Source organism: Marinobacterium sp. BA1 (assembly GCF_041155135.1).
In the GTDB taxonomy this organism is placed as follows: Bacteria; Pseudomonadota; Gammaproteobacteria; order Pseudomonadales; family Balneatricaceae; genus Marinobacterium; species Marinobacterium iners.
On the sequence record NZ_BAAFHC010000001.1, the window covers coordinates 2,148,953 to 2,165,808 of the forward strand.

Here is a 16,856-nt window from a genome sequence, read left to right on the forward strand (position 1 = left end):
TAGCCCAGGGCCAGGCAGACAACAGCAATCCAGCTTAAATACAGAAAAGTGCAATAATAAACCAGAATTTTACATTTCCTGCACAGGCCTGACTCCGCATAATCGTTGCAATCCTTCACGGATCATTATCAAGTTGTTGTTCGGGTAGCCACTCGAAAACCCAATTGCGATGTAACCGATTCCATTATTAGAAGAGAGACGATCCAGATGAACAAACAGAATCCGATGCTCGACAAACTCAAGGAGATCCTCCCTGCCATTCGCGCCAACGCTCCCAAAGCGATTGAGCTGCGTCAGGTACCCCAGGAAAACATTGAGATGCTGCACGGTATCGGTCTGAACCGTGCGTTCCTGCCCAAGGCCTACGGTGGCCTGGAAATGTCTCTGCCTGAATTCACTGATTGCATCGCAGCACTGGCCGGCGCCTGCTGCTCTACTGCATGGGCATACAGCCTGCTGTGCACCCATAACCATCAGATGGCGATGTTCTCCAAAAAAGCACAGGATGAGTTCTGGGCCGAGAACCCCGACACTGTAGCGTCCAGCTCCATCGCACCGTTCGGTAAGCATGAAGAAACCGAAGGTGGCATCATCTTTACCGGTGACATGAAGTGGAGTTCAGGTGTTGACCACGCAGACTGGATTATCGTCGGCTTCAACCGCTTCGACGAAGCCGGTGAAAAAGTGTACAGCTTTGCGGTCATCCCCAAGAGCGAGTTCACCATCATTGATGACTGGTATTCTGTTGGCATGCAGGGCAGCGGCACCAAAACCGCCAGCATCAAGGGTGTCTTCGTTCCCGAACACCGCATCCAGGCCGCTCGTGACATGATGGAAGGCCGCCACGTTGGTCGTCCTCTGTACCCGGACAGCAAAATTTTCCATACCCCGTACCGCCCATACTTTGCCTGTGGTTTCGCGGCCATGAGCCTGGGTGTCGCCGAGCGCATGATCGATGTGTACAAGGAACTGACCCAGAACCGTGTCCGTGCCTACACCGGCGCTCAGGTGAAAGAGTCCATTCCGCCGATTCTGCGCATCGCCGAATCTTATCAGCAGGTATGTGCCGCACGCGCCTATCTGGAAAAGACCTGGAACGAGCACAAGGAATATGGCGAGCGTCACGAATACCCGGACCGTTACACGCTGGCGCACTGGCGTACCAACCAGGCTTATGCCATCAAGATGTGTGTTGAAGCCGTCAACCGTCTGTGGGCAGTGATGGGAGCGTCCAACTGGTATCAGGATCGCGAGAGCCAGCGTCTGTGGCACGAATCCAACATGACCGCGGCCCACGCCTACACCGACTACGATGTCTGCGCCCAGATCATCGGTCGTGAACTGCTGGGTCTTGAGCCGGATCCTTCACTGCTCTGATCTCTGCATTATCCAGAGGCGCCCTCCTGTTCATGCGGGCGGGCGCCTTTTCCCTTTTGACGGGGACACCTCACCTTTTCTCAGGTGGGCTGTCTGTTGCTCGTCTACTATAAGAATGTTGTTAACCCGACCCCAGGTGCTGTTATGAGCAATCAAGTCACTGAATTCGATCCCAAAGCCTTTCGTCGTGCTCTGGGCAACTTCGCCACCGGTATTACCGTTGTTACCGCGCAGACCCCGGACGGCGTCAAAACGGGTGTAACCGCCAACAGCTTCAACTCCGTTTCTTTGGACCCGGCCCTGATTCTGTGGAGCATCGACAAGCGCTCCGGCAGTTGCGAGATATTCGAGAAAGCGACGCACTTCGCTGTTAACATCCTCGCTGCAGATCAGATCGACCTGTCCAACCACTTTGCTCGTCCCGGCGAAGACAAATTTGCCGGCACTGATTTCAACGCCGGTCTCGGTGGTGCACCATTGCTGCCGGATACTGCTGCCTGTTTCCAGTGCGAAGCCTACGAAACCGTTGATGGTGGTGATCACTGGATCTTGATAGGCAAAGTTGTAGCCTTTGAGGACAACGGCCGGGCTCCGCTGGTTTACCATCAGGGCAGCTACTCTGTGGTCATGCCACACTCCCGCTTCCCGGCCAAGAAAGAGGATGAGCCAGCTGCCATCGAGCGTCTCAAGTCCCGTTTCAAGGACAATCTGTACTACTTGATGGTGCAGGCTATTCGTACCTATCAAGCCGACTATGCGCCTCTGCAGTTGTCCACGGGTCTGCGCACCAGTGAAGCTCGCATGCTGATGGTACTTCAGGAAACACCAAAGCTCTGCCGCAAGGAGCTGTTGCGTGAGGTCAACATGCCTGAAGTTGAGGTCGACAATGCGGCTGAAATCCTGCAGCGCAAGGGACTGGTGAGCTTCTCGGACGAGTGCTACAACATCACGGCCAGCGGTGAAGAGCAGGCCGAAGCCCTCTGGGCCCTGTCCAAGCAGGAGCAGGACAAAATGTTCGGTGAGTTCAGCGAAGACGAGATCGCAACCTTCAAGAAGATTCTGACCAGTCTCGCCTGCCGCTAAGCACAACCCGCTGTTTCCACCCCGGCATGTTCCCCCGAGCTCGCCGGGGGCCGGAGGGCCGGCCACTGACTGATTAGACGGCAGTCAGTGGCCGAATCGCTCTCCGGCTTTTGATCATGTTCTCCCGCCTGTGCCCGTTCTGGGTTAAGCTTCAGCAAAGCATAAGAACCACTCGCACTTGCCACAGGAAAGCTGAATGCCATCGCAGATGACACCTGACTGGAGCCCATCCTCCCAGGTATTACAGGTACTCGAACAGCTGGGGACTCACAGTTTTTACGATGTCTTTCTTGACTGGCTGCATGAAGAGTTCGGTACCGAACAATGTATGGTGTTCTACTGTGCAGACGGTCATCAGGTCTCGACTCTGCTGTTCAAGGATTATGCGCGAGAAGCGTCCGCCAGACAGCTGGCCGAAGCCTATGTGGAAGAACGTCACTACTTGCAGGATCCCAATTTCAGCATCCTGAAAACCATCGCGCCGGGCGAGGTACAGGTGGTTCGCTTTGACTCCGTCAGCAGTGATATGGGGTTACATTATCGCAAGGCCTTTTTTGAATCGCCGGGTTTTCTGGACAAGTTGGCGATCATCCGGGGAACTGAAGCCGGCAACTATTATGTCAACCTTTACCGCCGCAGTTCTCGTTTCGACAGCCGTTTTGATGACCATGACTTTACTCGTCGAGTAGGCGCATTGATCAGCGTACTGATCTGCAAGCACTTTGCGCTGAATGAACGCTTGAGGCTTGAGGGACCACTGGCATTTCTGTCAGAACGTGAACAGCAGGTGTGTCGTGCGGTCCTGCGCGGAAAGAAAAACGAAGCAATTGCCGCCGAGCTGGATATTGCCGCCAGCAGCGTAATCACCTATCGCAAACGTGCCTACGAAAAGCTGGGTATTACCAGCCGAGCACAGCTGTTTGCGCTCTGCACCTGAGCCAGCCGGCGTCAGTTCTCTTCTTGTAAACGTGCCGTTTCAGACTTTCTGCTAACATACACGCTTTGCCCACCGACTACGCAAGGGATGCATATTTTGTCCACCCATCAGAAAGCCGATCTGTTGCTGCTGCTCACCACCATTCTTGCTGCGGCTGGCTGGATTTTCTCACGTGAGGCCGTACAGGGGCTTGCCCCGCTGCTGTTCATGGCATTGCGATTTATCAGCGCAGGTCTGATCCTGGCGGCTGTTGGCTGGTCGGCCATGCGCCTGTTTACCCGGCTGCAATGGAAAAGTGCCTGTCTGGTGGGAGTCTTTTTTGGTACGGCACTGAGCTTCTGGATAGTGGCTCTGGAGATGACCAATCATGTGGGGGTCGGTGCCTTTTTGACCGGGCTTGGGGTCGTACTGGTGCCCTTGATCAGCCTGCTGTTCGGTGATCGTTCCGGGCCCTATGTTTTCCTGTCACTGCCTTTGGTCATCGCGGGCCTTGCCTGCCTGTCTCTGGACAGTGAGTTTCACCTTGGTCTGGCAGAAGTGCTGTTTCTGTTGTCCGCCCTGTTTTTTTCGTTCACGTTTATTCTCAACAGCCGCGCCGCCATACGCATGCCGGTACTTCCGCTGACCGCAGTACAACTGCTGGTCACCGGCCTGATCAGCGCGGTGGCATCACTGTTTCTGGAAGAATGGCACTTTGAACAGTCTGTCAGCATTTGGGGCTGGCTGATCGCAAGCACACTCATTGCAACCAGCCTGCGTTTTCTGGTGCAAACCCATGCTCAAAGCCTGGCACCTCCCAGTCATACGGCCATCATCATGACGCTGGAACCTGTCTGGACAGCTCTGCTGGCCATGCTTTGGCTCGGCGAATCCATGACCGCTCTTCAGCTCAGTGGCTGCGCCCTCATCTTTACTGCGATGCTGGTCAATCGCTGGCCGGCTCTACGCAGCTGGGTCCGTTCACTTCAGACATAGTCGCTACAGGTCAACAAGCACGCTTTTTCCTGCCCTACAAAGCGGTTCAGGCTTCAGCCACCCGTACGGCTGTGTTACTTTCCAGATACGGTCAATTAATTCTGGGAGCTGTTGCTGATGTCCGCTGAAAAATTTCGCCTCGTTACCCGCAGTGATTTCGACGGTCTTGTCTGTGCCGTGCTGCTTAAGCACCTGGACCTGATCGACGATATCAAGTTCGTTCACCCCAAGGATATGCAGGATGGCAAGGTGGATATCACAGATCGTGACATTACCACCAACCTGCCCTATGTGAAGGGCGTCAACCTGGCCTTTGACCACCATCTGTCGGAAACAATTCGCAACGAGAAGGTGGACAATCACATCATCGACCCTGACGCACCTTCAGCTGCGCGCGTGGTATGGAAATACTACGGTGGTCATGACGCCTTCCCCGTTGAGTGGGACGAAATGATGGACGCTGTGGACAAGGGCGACTCGGCCCAGTTCACTCAGGATGAGGTGCTTAACGCAGAAGGATGGGTGCTGCTCAACTTCCTGATGGACGCCCGTACCGGCCTTGGGCGCTTCCGCGAATTCCGCATCTCCAACTATGCCCTGATGATGGATCTGATCGACTACTGCAAGAACCACAGTATTGAGGAGATCCTTGACCTGCCGGACGTGAAGGAACGGGTTGAGCTGTACTTTGAGCAAGAAGCGAAGTTCAAGGAGCAGATTCAGCGCTGCGCTACCGTACATGACAATCTTGTGGTACTTGATCTGCGACACGAAGAGCAGATCTGGGCGGGCAACCGTTTCATGATTTACGCCCTGTATCCGCAGTGCAATATTTCCATCCATGTGCTGTGGGGGCTGAAGCAGCAGAACACCGTGTTTGCCACCGGCAAATCCATTTTTGATCGCAGTTCAAACACCAATGTGGGCGAGCTGATGCTGCAATATGGCGGTGGAGGTCATCATGCAGCCGGTACCTGTCAGGTTGAGAATGACCGCGCCGAATCGGTCCTGAATGAACTGATCACTCGCATCAACGCTGACGGCTAAGCCTGATCAGACAACGCCGGCAGATTCTCCCTCTGCCGGCGTTGTGCTAATCTGAGCCTGCGTCAAGCTATGAACGGAGGCCCTAATTGACCCCAGCCCTGCGACTCCTGCTAATTCTTCTTAGCCTTGTATTTACACCCCTGGCCTTGGCCGAACCCGTCGATAGCGACCCCGTATCAGACTCGGCGCAGATAAACGATCTCACAGCCGAAACCGATGCAGAAGCTTCCCTGTCTCTGCCACGTCGACTGGCGCAGCTGAGCAGCAGTATCGCGCACGATGTCGGAGAGCAGATCGTAAACCTGGCCTCAACAGCCCGGAACCTGCTGTCTGGAGATCTGACCGATCCCGGTTTCGACTCTACCGCCTTTACCGATGCAGCCCTTAACCTGGGCATGGTAGTACTCGCCACTCTGATAATGTTCTTTTTACTCAAGCGGCTTTCGCGTCCTCTGTTCACTGTATTCAGCCGTTGGACTGAAGCGGGTGAAAGGCCCACACCCGTTCTGCGACTGGTGTTTTGTGTCGCCCTTGCAACGGTACTGGATCTGCTGCTGGTGGTATTGGCCTATGTCAGCGGCAGCCTTATCGGTACATTCCTGATTGGTGAAAGCGGTGAGCTGACCACTCGAGCCTCCCTGTTTTTGAACGCGTTTCTGATCATCGAAGGCCTGAAAGCGGGTATTCGCATGCTGCTTCAATCCGAACATCAGGGGCTGCGCTTGCTGGCCATTGACGCCAACGAAGCGCGCTTCTGGAACCGCTGGATCGGCAAGCTGATCAGCCTGGTGGGCTATGGCCTGATGACACTGGTACCGTTGATCAACCTGTACCTGTCCAAAACGCTGGGCGAAGCAGTCGGTACCCTGATCACGCTGTTGGCATATGCCTATGCAACAACCGTGGTATTGAAGCACCGCAGTCGCCTGCGCATGATAATTGAATTGCGAGCGAACAATACGGAAGGTGGTATTGCCCAGGTCTTGTTGAAAATGCTGTCGCGCAGCTGGCACTTGCTGGCAATTGCCTACTTTTCACTGGTACTGATACTTACATTCACCCGACCGGAAGATGCTCTGCCCTTTGTACTGCTGGCAACCATTCAGAGTATTGCTGCCATCGTGGCGGGCCTGCTGCTTTCAACTCTTCTCGGCCAGACACTGGGCCGTCGACTCACCCTATCCGACGAACTGAAGCACAAACTGCCAATGCTTGAGTCACGCATCAACAGCTATCTGCCCAATGCACTCTACTTCCTGAGGGCAGTTCTGTTTGTTTTCGTCGCTATGCTGATCCTGGGGGCATGGGGCGCATTCAATATCAGCGACTGGTTTGTATCGGATACCGGCCGCATGCTGGTTGGCAAAATCATCGCGATTGCCGTCATTCTCACCGTCGCCTTTGCAGCCTGGGTTATCCTTGCCAGCGTGATTGAGCACAAGCTGAACCCCGAAACCGGCACTGGTGAGCCCTCGCCCCGCATCAAAACACTGCTGGCCCTGTTCCGCAATGCGGCCGCAATTGCACTGATCACGATGACAGGCATGGTGGTGCTGTCGGAGGTCGGTATCAATATTGGTCCGTTGATTGCCGGTGCCGGCGTACTGGGTCTTGCCATCGGTTTTGGCTCTCAAAAACTGGTTCAGGACATTATCACCGGCATTTTCATCCAGCTGGAAAATGCCATGAATACCGGTGATATCGTGACCGTAGGGGGCATTACCGGGGTGGCCGAACGCCTCAGCATTCGCTCGGTGGGCATCCGTGACCTTAATGGCACCTACCACCTGATACCCTTCTCCAGCGTTGATACCGTATCAAACTACATGCGCGACTTTGGTTACCACGTTGGCATCTATGGCATCGCGTACCGCGAGAGCATTGATGAAGCCATCATCCATCTGCAAAACGCGTTTGAAGAACTGGCGGCCGATGAAGAAAACAAAAACAAGATTCTGGAGCCGATCGAAATTTCCGGCGTGACCGCACTGGCCGACAGTTCAGTCAATATCCGTGTTCGGATCAAAACCACGCCGGGCGACCAATTCTCCGTTGGCCGTGCCTATAATCGACTGGTCAAAATCCATTTCGACAACGCCGGCATTGAAATTCCCTTCCCGCATACCACAGTCTTTTTCGGACATGAAAAGGATGGTTCAGCACCCGCTGCCAGCCTGCGACTTGAGGCTCCCGGCAGTAACCGCGGGGTCAGCGGATGACACAGGATCAGCTGCTGATCGTCGGTATCCTGGTTGCGACCATGGGGATGTTCATCTGGGGACGCTGGCGGCATGACATGGTGGCTGGCGCTGCACTTCTGGCCTGTGTCCTCACGGGCCTGATAGAAGCTCAGGATGCATTTACGGGCTTTGCTCACCCGGCCGTCGTGACCGTGGCCTGTGTGCTGGTGCTCAGCCGGGCCCTTCAGGTGTCCGGTGCGGTGGATATTCTGACCCGTCATGTCTTGCCCAAAAAGGCTGGTACCACCCTCAGTCTGGCCGCCCTGACCGGGCTGGGTGCCTTTCTGTCCGGATTCATGAACAATGTCGGAGCCATGGCGCTGTTGATGCCTGTAGCCATGCAGCTTTCGGTGCGACTGGACCTTACGCCCGGTCAGGTCCTCATGCCACTGGCGTTTGGCACCATTCTGGGCGGCATGACCACATTGATCGGCACACCGCCAAACCTGATCGTGTCCGGCTTTCGCAGCGAAAGCATCGGTAGCGGGTTTGGCATGTTTGACTTCACAGCCGTTGGATTATCCGTCGCCCTGTTCTGCGTTCTGTTTATTGCCGTGCCCGGCTGGCGCCTGGTACCCGCTCGCAAGCAGCCCGGTACTGAAGGCTTCGATACGGGGGCCTATATCACCGAGGCACGTGTGCCGGAAGACAGCAAACTGGCTGGCCTGCACCTGCGCGAGGCCGAAGCCGAACTGGACGAGGCGGATGCACAGATCATTGGACTGATCCGAAATGAGGTTCGTGTCAACGCTCCGTCCTCCGGTCGTCGCATTCGTGCGAATGACATTCTGGTGATTGAAGCGGATGTAGAATCCCTTGCGGGTGTCATCAGCGCGTTGGGACTACAGCTTGAAGAGGCCAAGGCCTCATCGGCCGATGATGACACATCCCTCCAGACAGAAAGCGCCTCAGAGCAGGAAGATAAGGAGACGGATAAAGACAAGGAAAAGGACAAGGAATCTGACAGCAATGGCGATGGCATGATCCTGATGGAACTGGTGGTCAGAACGGAATCACCGCTGCAGGGACGCTCCGCCCGCGACATCCTGCTGCGCACCCGGTACGGTCTGAACCTGCTGGCCGTATCCCGCGAAGGGTCCCGCTCCAAGGCTCGCCTGCGTACGCTCAAGCTGAAACCGGGCGACTTACTCTTGATGCAGGGCTCTGAAGAGGCACTGTCCGAATTCGCTGCCGATAACGGCTGTATTCCGCTGGCCGAGCGCGAGCTGCGCATACCCGATCGCAACAAGGCCCTGGCTGCAACGCTGATCATGCTGATTGCTGTCGCTTGCGCTGCCTTTTCACTGCTGCCAACAGCCGTTGCCTTTGCCGCTGGCGTACTGGCATCAATGGCGCTGCGCACCCTTCCCCTTCGGTCCGTGTATGACGCCATCGACTGGCCCGTCATTATTCTGCTCGGAGCGTTGATGCCGGTGGCTGCCGTAATGGAAAGTACCGGTACTGCCACGCTGATTGCCGACGTGCTGATTCAGCACGTAGCCCAAGGAAGCGGCCCTGCAGCCCTGGGGCTTATCCTGATCGTCACCATGCTCATTTCAAGTGTTGTTAACAACGCGGCCACTGCAGCGGCCATGTGTCCCATCGCACTGGGTACCGCCGCGTCGCTTGGTGTAAACGCGGATGCCCTGTTGATGGCAGTAGCCATTGGAGCGTCCTGTGCGTTCCTGACACCTATCGGCCACCAGAACAATACTCTGATCCTCGGGCCGGGTGGTTTTCGATTTGGCGACTACTGGCGCCTTGGGCTACCTGTGTCGCTGCTGGTTTGTGCAATCAGCATCCCGCTGCTTCTGCTGGTTTGGCCGTTGTAGTGTTTATCCTTGCTAAGCCTGTTTCATAATCGGATACTTCGTTTTTTTACTCTATGCCGTACGAGGTGTTTGCGTTGACACAGATTGCCGACAATACAGTGGTTCAGTTTTTCTACACGCTGACCGACTCCGATGACACCCAGATCGAAACCAACCACGGGGCGGACCCCATTGCGTATCTCCACGGCCATGACGGCATGATTCCGGCCATCGAAGCGGCACTGGAAGGCAAGTCTGCCGGTGATACTCTGCACCTGACACTGGCGCCGGACCAGGCATACGGTGAACGCCAGGAAGGTCAGGAGCAGCGTGTTCCCCTGAAGCACCTGCAAGGACTGCCCAAGGGCGTGCGCAGCTGGAAGGCTGGCATGGTCGCCGTTGTGCAGACCGACCAAGGTATGCGCCAGGTAACTGTGATCAAGCCAGGGCTGAAAATGGTGCTGGTCGATACCAACCACCCATTGGCCGGCAAAACGCTGACTTACGATATAGAAGTGGTCGATGTTCGCGCCGCGACAGACGAAGAGATTGCCCATGGCCATGCCCATGGCGTCGGTGGTCATCATCACTGATGGTCTGCTCGAACGCGTCCGCCTGAACAGAGGCCCAAACCGTGTTTGAATTCATTACTCAATTGTTACGGAGAAAACCCATGGCACGTGCAAGCGCTCGTCACATCCTTGTCAGCTCTGAAGCTGAATGTCAGTCCCTGAAAGATCAGATCGCCAATGGCGCTGATTTTGCCGCCCTCGCAAAGGCACACTCGCAGTGCCCGTCCGGCCAACAGGGCGGAGAGCTTGGCAGCTTCGGCCCGGGTCAGATGGTCAAGGCCTTTGACGAAGTGGTCTTCAGCGCCCCGATCAATGAAGTACAGGGCCCCGTGAAAACCCAGTTTGGCTACCACCTGCTTGAAGTCACCAGTCGCGAAGACTGAAAATCGTGACATATGGGCTCTGGCCGGCTAACGCTGCGCCGGAGCCTTTTCATTTATCCACAACATGAAATCCATTGCTCACGACAGGAAGCGCCATGACTGAATGTGAACACCTACAGATCGAGGATATTGTCGAAGGCAGCGGAACCGAGGTGAAGAAAGGCGGCGCATTGATCACGGCGCACTATCGCGGTTTTCTGGAAAGCGGGACCGAATTTGACTCCTCGTATCACAGTGGGCAGCCCTTTCAAACCGTCCTGAGCCGAAAGAAGGTGATCGCCGCCTGGGTTGAAGGCCTAAAAGGCATGAAAGAAGGCGGTACACGCAAGCTGACAGTACCGGCCGAACTCGGATACGGTGAGCGCGGCTTTGGCGACAAAATTCCACCCAATGCCAATCTGGTCTTTGAAATTGAACTGCTGGAGGTGCTGAATCGAGAGTAGTCACTGGCTCCCATGTGATTGATTCAGCGCCAGACCCCAATTCAATGGATATCGCATCTATCCGCGCATCCTCCCTGGAGGATCCCCTCTACTACCTGCGTAATGCCGAGCAGGTGATTCGTCTGTGCCTGAGCCGGTATGCAGACCTGATATCGCCGGACGAGACACGGCGTCTGACACGGCTGCTATCACTGGACGAGTCTCCACGGGCGCTGCTGATCCGGTTGGTGATGCGAAAAGGCACGCTGTTTCGCCCTGCAATACAGCGAGGTGCCCGATCTCAACGCCGCTATAGCAAGTCTGACGGACGCGGAACTGGTGGATGCAAACCCCAGTCTGTCGCTGGCTGCACTGTGCGATTTGAGCCGGCGTGAAGAATGCCGTGCACTGGCAAACAGTCGTCTGCCAAATGCAGGCTTTGCATCGTCTGCCCGCAAAGCCGATCTGATACAGGCACTGCTGGACACCGCCGACGCCGAACAGTCGCAACCGGTTCAGGCATGGTGGCCAGAACCACCTTTCAGGGTCATTGAGTTGCTGTGCGACGATCTGTTTGACCGTCTGCGGCTGATGTTTTTTGGCAACCTGTACCAGCAGTGGTCCGAATTTGTACTCACCGAGCTGGGCCTGCAGCAATTTGAGCCGGTCCCCTTAACCGCCGAGTCACGTCCCTTTCAAAGCCGGGCTGAAGTGGATCTCTATCTGCAGTTGTATCACCTGCAGGCACGCGCCGCTGAAGGTGAGTCGATCGATGCCTTGTGTGCGGTCATGCCACCTTCAACCGACTGTGCATGGATCCATTACCGCCGCCAGAAGGTTCTGTTTCAGCTGGGCCGAGAAGCGGAGCGCCAGCAGCAAAGGGAGCTGGCGTTAAGCCTCTACCACCAGAGCCAACATCCTGAGGCGCAGTTGCGCACCCTGAGGATACAGGAGAAGCATGAGCCGCCAGAGCGGGTATCCCAATGGGCCAGTGATGCCCTGACGCGTCTGCTCCAGCCGGAGATTCGCGTGGGACTGCAGCGCATACAGCAACGCTGTGCTCGCAAGGCTGGCCTTGAACATGCCCCGCCCAAAGCCCCGGATATCCCGGTCGAGTCGATGATACTGCCAAAACCGGATCACGGGCGTGTGGAGCAGGCCGTCATCACGGCCCTGTCAGATGCAGACACCGAGCTGTTCCATGTTGAAAACCGACTCTTTACCGGGCTGTTCGCGCTGCTGTTTTGGCCCGCGCTGTTCGCACCGGTACGCGGGGCCTTCTTCAACCCCTTTCAGTCCGGCCCTGCCGATCTGTACCGCCCAAACTTCTGCGAAACACGATCCGCGTGGCTGGACGAAGGCTTTGCACAACTGCACTCCGGAGCCTATCGCCAGACCATATTGCAAAGACTGGAACAGAAACGGGGCATCAGCTGCTCGCTGATTCATTGGCCAAGCCTCTCGCCCTCGCTGATCGAACACGCGCTGGCATTGATCCCGGCGGCGCACCTGGAGGCCGTGTTTCCTCATCTGTTACTGGACCTGCGTCACCACCGCCGCGGCCTGCCGGACCTGATCCTGCTGAACCGCACGGCCGGCCGGTACCGACTGATCGAAGTGAAAGGCCCTGGAGACCGGCTGCAGGACCATCAACGCCTGTGGTTGCAAACGATGCAGCAACAGGGGATACCGGTCAGCGTACTTAATGTGCAGTGGGCCTCAAACACCGCATGATTCAGTTTAAGGGGTGACGTATGTAATGCGTTTAATGATTCTGGACACCAGCGTAGGTAATAAGATCACCATCATAAACGAGGTACTCGATGGCCAGACAACGGCGCTCTTTTTCTCCTGCACTTAAGTAGCAAGCAACCTGCTTGCTGTTGGTGACACCTTGGAGAAAAACGGGTTGGCGACTTTTCAGCCCCCCGTTACTCCACTCCATCCATGATCCGCCAGGCCCGGCGATAGACCTGTCCGTCAGCACCCAGGGCAGCGCTCCACGCCTGCTCAGGCAACGCCTCAAGACGCTGCCGGATGGAAGGCAAGGAGTCCCCTGATTTCAACTGCATCGCCTGCGCCAGGCGTGGTGCCGCCCGGCGCGGTACGCCCAGCAGGCGCAGCGAAACCGCCTCATCGCTTGATACGCCGTAGTACACCCGTGACGGAAGATTGGCCAACTGACTGCGTTCGCTCTCTTCAAGGTCGGACGCCGTAATCGCCAGCAGCGCACTCAACCCCCAGGACGAGGTATGAGCCAGCTTGCCGAACAGGTTCTGCCCGCACTTGGTCAAGGATGCCACGCTGTCCGAACCCTCCTGACTGAAGTGCCGCTCGGCAATGGTGGCCAGCTCTTCGCCATTCACCCAGTCCTTCAGGATGAGCGCAAGCTTGTCACCATCCTGTGCTTCTCCACCCAGAACTGCCTTCAGGTTATCCCGCAGCTCTGGCACACGCAGCAGTACCCCCATCATGGTCTGCAGAGTGCTGTCACCGGCCTGGAACAGTCTGTTTTGATCCCAGGAGCCCGGCCCGATATTGCCGCGATGGGTCATGACCGTCTTGATGCTCTGCAGCGAGAAGCCTGTGCTGTCTACCAGACCAAGTGGTTGTGCTGGGCTTGCCATGTAGGACACGTAAGTGCGGATACCACTCAGCAGATTGCGAGCGATCTGGCTGTTTGACGTGCGCAGCCGCTCAAAGCCGAAGGTGCCACGCAAGACCTGCTCGATCTGATCGGCAAAGTTGGATGGCTGCCCCATCTGGCGGTAGGTGTGAGCTAGGTACTGCAGAAAGCTCGACCACTCTGGATGGCGGTAGACAATCAAGCCAAGGTCAGTCAATTCACTGGCTGCAACCTGAGCCAACTGAATCAGTGCGGAGTTCAGATCTCCGGTGTTGCGATTAATGAAATCACGGCGTTTCACCACGTCGTCTTCATCTTTGGCAACCAGTGCAACCACCCCTAGCTGCCCCTGAGAAACACGCCCTGCACGACCTGCGATATTCCAGAAGTCTTCCGGCGGCATGGGAACAGAGCTCTTGCCTTGCGGGTAATGGGTAGATGCCATCACCACACCGCTGACCGGGAAGTTCACCCCCTGAGCAAGGGTAGTGGTTGCGGCCAGGGCATCCAGATGACCTTTCTCGAACAGCCACTCCATCAGCATCCGGACTTCTTCCGGCAGCCCGCCATGGTGCACACCCACACGGTGAGACAGCAGATCCACCAGCGGAAACTGCTCGCCCATCTCTGCCGCTACATAGTCCTGCACAAAGCGCACATCCGCCGGCAGCTCCGCGCTTCGCCCAGACTTCAGCTTATCCGCCAGTTTCCAGACATAATCCGGACGACTGTGCATCGCAATCACCGGTCCACGAGCAGATAGCTTGCGCGCTGTAATCGCGGCCAGCGTACCTACATCCCTGGCTTTCGACAGCGTAGTAGCCAGTTTCTGTTCTTTGCCCAGAGGAAACACGTCATCCAGGGTAATGCTAGGACGCGACGTATGAACCGTCTCGAAATTCACCTGGTAATCACGGCTACGCTCATTCTTGGCCCCTGCATCTACCGGGCTGACGATACCGATGGCACGGTCATTCGGCTGCCAATCCACCCCGAGACTGATGTCTTCCGAATTCAGACCACCCAGCCAGCGCGCCACTTCGCGGGCATTCTGGATGAATGGCGTGAGCAGCAGAAACTGCGCTTCACGGCATTCCCTGTTGATCGTCGCCAGCAGCAGCTCCAGCCGCAGACCGCGATCACCGTCCTGAATCGTGTGCGCCTCATCCACCACGACCAGCGTCAACGGACGACCAATCTTTTCTTCCCAACCCTGGCGCAGCATCAGATCGAACTTTTCCGGCGTAGCCACCAGAACTCGGAACTGAGCGTCACTCTGTTCCTCGGCCAGAACACCCGCCTCAATACCATTAACTTCCATGGCCGGGCTGACCCGCTCCACAACCACTCCGAGTGGCTGAAAGTTGCGCCGCAGTTGCCGCGTAACCTGATTCACCAGTGCCCGGCTGGGGGCAAGATAAGCAACCCAACCTTTGCGGTCATCGAACTGATTCAGTGCCTGCAGCATGCGGAACTGAGCAATCAGCGTTTTGCCACTGGAAGTCGGCAGGCTGACCACCACGGCACGGCGGCTGGAACCCAGCAAGCCACGTTCAGCCAGCGTGCGGCGCTGAGGCGGCAGCACATCGAACAGGGCACGATCACCACGGCCACGGCTGACCAGCTCGCGCACGAACATCGTCACCCGCGAGTTCACTGCACGGGTAACCGTCCACAGCGAGTTCGCCTCCATTTTGGCTGCTGCCCGTGCCAGCAGGCGAGTCAGCGGTCCCAGCTCAACCAGCTGAGCGGTATCACAGGCCGTAATGGCGCGGTCGAAGTGCGAATCCAGAACCGGTTGAATCTGAAAGCTGTCCTCTACCACGCCATCGGTGATGAAGTGGGCCAGCACATCTGCAGCCTTGGCCAAGTGGTAGATGGCGATCAGCTCCAGCGCGGAGCGTTTGGCCTCCAGCGGATCGAAAGAGCCCAGGTACTCCCGCTCAAACTCCTGCTGACTAGAGCGCAGGGTAGCTATCCGCTCCAGCACGGTGTCACGGTCGCTCCAACCTTGCTTGCGAACCAAGCGCAACCAGACATCGGTGAGCGTGGCACGGCAACGCTCACCCCAGTCTGTCGAGTTCAGGGGCAATACGGGCCAGGCTTGCTTCTCGCCAAGCGCACGCAGCCAGCGAGCAGCATCCGCCCCCCGATCACCAATCACAGCCAGTACCGAAGCCCGCAGCAGGTGCGTAGCTGCTGCCATCGGAGCCTCAGGCAAGGGCAATACCCGCAGCAAGCGGAAAGCATCTGCTGCAGCACTATGCAGCACCGCCTGACGCGCTTCGTCATCGCCAAAGCGATCCAGTTCCATATCCAGCACGGCCAGTTCCAGCGCAGCCACTACCTCATACATCGTCTGAGTATCAAAATCAGGCTCTTGTAGCGTCATTTCACGATAGAACTGCACCCGGTCGGCATCACGCAGCGCCTGTGTGCGCCGGTCTGCAATAGCTTCCAGCAGCCAGTGACTCATGTTGCACCTCCCTGCGTAATAACAGCAGGTAGCTGCTTAATCGGCCATGGCAGATACAAGGCAATCAGGTGACAATCTGTTGGGGCATGCACACACTTTGCGAGCGCCTTTCCTCGATTTTTCAGATCCATCTCGCTTGCAGACTGATCGCGGATGAGGACTCCAAAGAGCGCCAGATCACGATTTCCAGACTCGAAATAGCGTCTGCAGGCAGCATCAAAGGCTGGCTGATATTCAGTATTCTTGACCCGAGGAAGCAGCCACTTGAGCAACTGGCACAGGGTGCCAAGGTGGCTGGCAAGGGTCTCCAGCTGATGGATCATTCCACTGCGTCCACTCATGACCTGGGGAGGCCATTTTTCTTCAGACGAGCATTTAACTTCTCCCAAAGCCAGACGATAAGAGGAGCCTTGTCTCTGAAAGCCCACGATATCCGCGCCCGGCAGCGAAGCAAAAGGATTGCGCTTGTCACGTTCATTGTTCCAGGGCAACACCACATCATGCTGATCCTGCAGAAGCGCCTCAGCCAGCGCCTCACCAGCCGCCCAGTCTCGGGTCTCCGGCAGCTCAGCATCCAGCACCGCTTGCAAGGCATCGAGCCCCATACCAGTCAGACTGAGCCCCTGCAGGTGCTCGCTCAGCTCCTCGCTACCTTTACTATCGTGCAGGCGTGCGGCGACCGGCCCTTGCAGAAAGCCATTGAGTTCATCACCGGTCTGAGCGCAGTCACCGTGCCAAGTGACACAGCCATAAGCCGACTGGTAGAGGGTTTGCCAGATCATGTATTGACCTCATCCATGACAGGGAAATGCTCCTGCATTAAACTTAATTTATGCTTTTTTCAGGGCATCTACTTTCTTGCTTTAGTGGACAGTTACACTCCATGCGAAAGCAGGGCTCCTCTTTG

Annotated in this window: 14 protein-coding genes; 12 read left to right on the forward strand and 2 right to left on the reverse strand. The window is 56.6% G+C overall.

Annotation, left to right across the window (positions count from 1 at the left end):
* The first annotated feature begins 207 nt into the window (after positions 1 to 207).
* The 12 genes from ACAM29_RS10425 to ACAM29_RS10480 all read left to right on the forward strand — a co-directional run bounded on the left by ACAM29_RS10425 (position 208) and on the right by ACAM29_RS10480 (position 12,581).
* Complete coding sequence (locus ACAM29_RS10425) at positions 208 to 1,377, forward strand: p-hydroxyphenylacetate 3-hydroxylase oxygenase component (RefSeq protein ID WP_091828001.1); 1,170 nt, start codon at positions 208 to 210, stop codon at positions 1,375 to 1,377.
* A gap of 144 nt (positions 1,378 to 1,521) precedes the next feature.
* The gene (locus ACAM29_RS10430; RefSeq protein ID WP_091828002.1) at positions 1,522 to 2,460 is read left to right on the forward strand and encodes a p-hydroxyphenylacetate 3-hydroxylase reductase component; all 939 of its coding nucleotides are present in this window, start codon (positions 1,522 to 1,524) and stop codon (positions 2,458 to 2,460) included.
* A 196-nt stretch (positions 2,461 to 2,656) separates the two neighbouring features.
* Positions 2,657 to 3,397, forward strand: a complete 741-nt coding sequence (locus ACAM29_RS10435) for a LuxR C-terminal-related transcriptional regulator (protein ID WP_369624075.1) — start codon at positions 2,657 to 2,659, stop codon at positions 3,395 to 3,397.
* Between the two features lie 96 nt (positions 3,398 to 3,493).
* Complete coding sequence (locus ACAM29_RS10440) at positions 3,494 to 4,372, forward strand: DMT family transporter (protein WP_369624076.1); 879 nt, start codon at positions 3,494 to 3,496, stop codon at positions 4,370 to 4,372.
* A gap of 117 nt (positions 4,373 to 4,489) precedes the next feature.
* Positions 4,490 to 5,419, forward strand: a complete 930-nt coding sequence (locus tag ACAM29_RS10445) for an exopolyphosphatase (RefSeq protein ID WP_369624077.1) — start codon at positions 4,490 to 4,492, stop codon at positions 5,417 to 5,419.
* 86 nt (positions 5,420 to 5,505) lie between these two features.
* Positions 5,506 to 7,638 carry a mechanosensitive ion channel domain-containing protein gene (locus tag ACAM29_RS10450; RefSeq protein ID WP_369624078.1) on the forward strand — a complete coding sequence of 711 codons (2,133 nt, stop codon included), beginning with the start codon at positions 5,506 to 5,508 and terminating at the stop codon, positions 7,636 to 7,638.
* Positions 7,635 to 9,491: an SLC13 family permease gene (locus ACAM29_RS10455; protein ID WP_369624079.1), complete on the forward strand. Its 1,857-nt coding sequence runs from the start codon at positions 7,635 to 7,637 to the stop codon at positions 9,489 to 9,491. The genes ACAM29_RS10450 and ACAM29_RS10455 overlap by 4 nt, the downstream gene beginning before the upstream one ends.
* A 53-nt stretch (positions 9,492 to 9,544) precedes the next feature.
* Complete coding sequence (locus tag ACAM29_RS10460; RefSeq protein WP_369624080.1) at positions 9,545 to 10,063, forward strand: peptidylprolyl isomerase; 519 nt, start codon at positions 9,545 to 9,547, stop codon at positions 10,061 to 10,063.
* An 80-nt stretch (positions 10,064 to 10,143) separates the two neighbouring features.
* The gene (locus ACAM29_RS10465; RefSeq protein ID WP_091828008.1) at positions 10,144 to 10,425 is read left to right on the forward strand and encodes a peptidylprolyl isomerase; all 282 of its coding nucleotides are present in this window, start codon (positions 10,144 to 10,146) and stop codon (positions 10,423 to 10,425) included.
* A 95-nt stretch (positions 10,426 to 10,520) separates the two neighbouring features.
* Entirely contained in the window at positions 10,521 to 10,868 is a 348-nt protein-coding gene (locus tag ACAM29_RS10470) for an FKBP-type peptidyl-prolyl cis-trans isomerase (RefSeq protein WP_369624081.1), read from the forward strand.
* 44 nt (positions 10,869 to 10,912) lie between these two features.
* Positions 10,913 to 11,242 carry a hypothetical protein gene (locus tag ACAM29_RS10475; RefSeq protein ID WP_369624082.1) on the forward strand — a complete coding sequence of 110 codons (330 nt, stop codon included), beginning with the start codon at positions 10,913 to 10,915 and terminating at the stop codon, positions 11,240 to 11,242.
* A complete protein-coding gene (locus tag ACAM29_RS10480) occupies positions 11,187 to 12,581 on the forward strand; it encodes a VRR-NUC domain-containing protein (protein ID WP_369624083.1) in 1,395 nt (464 codons plus the stop codon). Before ACAM29_RS10475 ends, ACAM29_RS10480 begins: the two co-directional genes overlap by 56 nt.
* Positions 12,582 to 12,778: 197 nt before the next feature.
* Here ACAM29_RS10480 and ACAM29_RS10485 read toward each other — a convergent pair whose 3' ends face one another.
* Together ACAM29_RS10485 and ACAM29_RS10490 are read right to left on the reverse strand one after the other, a co-directional pair.
* Positions 12,779 to 15,949 carry a DEAD/DEAH box helicase gene (locus ACAM29_RS10485; protein ID WP_369624084.1) on the reverse strand — a complete coding sequence of 1,057 codons (3,171 nt, stop codon included), beginning with the start codon at positions 15,947 to 15,949 and terminating at the stop codon, positions 12,779 to 12,781.
* On the reverse strand, positions 15,946 to 16,731 hold the full coding sequence (locus ACAM29_RS10490; RefSeq protein ID WP_369624085.1) for a hypothetical protein: 786 nt from the start codon (positions 16,729 to 16,731) through the stop codon (positions 15,946 to 15,948). Before ACAM29_RS10490 ends, ACAM29_RS10485 begins: the two co-directional genes overlap by 4 nt.
* Positions 16,732 to 16,856 lie beyond the last annotated feature (125 nt).

Coding starts and splice junctions, on each gene's coding strand:
- ACAM29_RS10425 (WP_091828001.1), top strand. CDS start 208: ATGAACAAACAGAATCCGATGCTCGACAAACTCAAGGAGATCCTCCCT.
- ACAM29_RS10455 (WP_369624079.1), top strand. CDS start 7,635: ATGACACAGGATCAGCTGCTGATCGTCGGTATCCTGGTTGCGACCATG.
- ACAM29_RS10435 (WP_369624075.1), top strand. CDS start 2,657: ATGCCATCGCAGATGACACCTGACTGGAGCCCATCCTCCCAGGTATTA.
- ACAM29_RS10485 (WP_369624084.1), bottom strand. CDS start 15,949: ATGAGTCACTGGCTGCTGGAAGCTATTGCAGACCGGCGCACACAGGCG.
- ACAM29_RS10470 (WP_369624081.1), top strand. CDS start 10,521: ATGACTGAATGTGAACACCTACAGATCGAGGATATTGTCGAAGGCAGC.
- ACAM29_RS10430 (WP_091828002.1), top strand. CDS start 1,522: ATGAGCAATCAAGTCACTGAATTCGATCCCAAAGCCTTTCGTCGTGCT.
- ACAM29_RS10475 (WP_369624082.1), top strand. CDS start 10,913: ATGGATATCGCATCTATCCGCGCATCCTCCCTGGAGGATCCCCTCTAC.
- ACAM29_RS10460 (WP_369624080.1), top strand. CDS start 9,545: ATGCCGTACGAGGTGTTTGCGTTGACACAGATTGCCGACAATACAGTG.
- ACAM29_RS10445 (WP_369624077.1), top strand. CDS start 4,490: ATGTCCGCTGAAAAATTTCGCCTCGTTACCCGCAGTGATTTCGACGGT.
- ACAM29_RS10465 (WP_091828008.1), top strand. CDS start 10,144: ATGGCACGTGCAAGCGCTCGTCACATCCTTGTCAGCTCTGAAGCTGAA.
- ACAM29_RS10490 (WP_369624085.1), bottom strand. CDS start 16,731: ATGATCTGGCAAACCCTCTACCAGTCGGCTTATGGCTGTGTCACTTGG.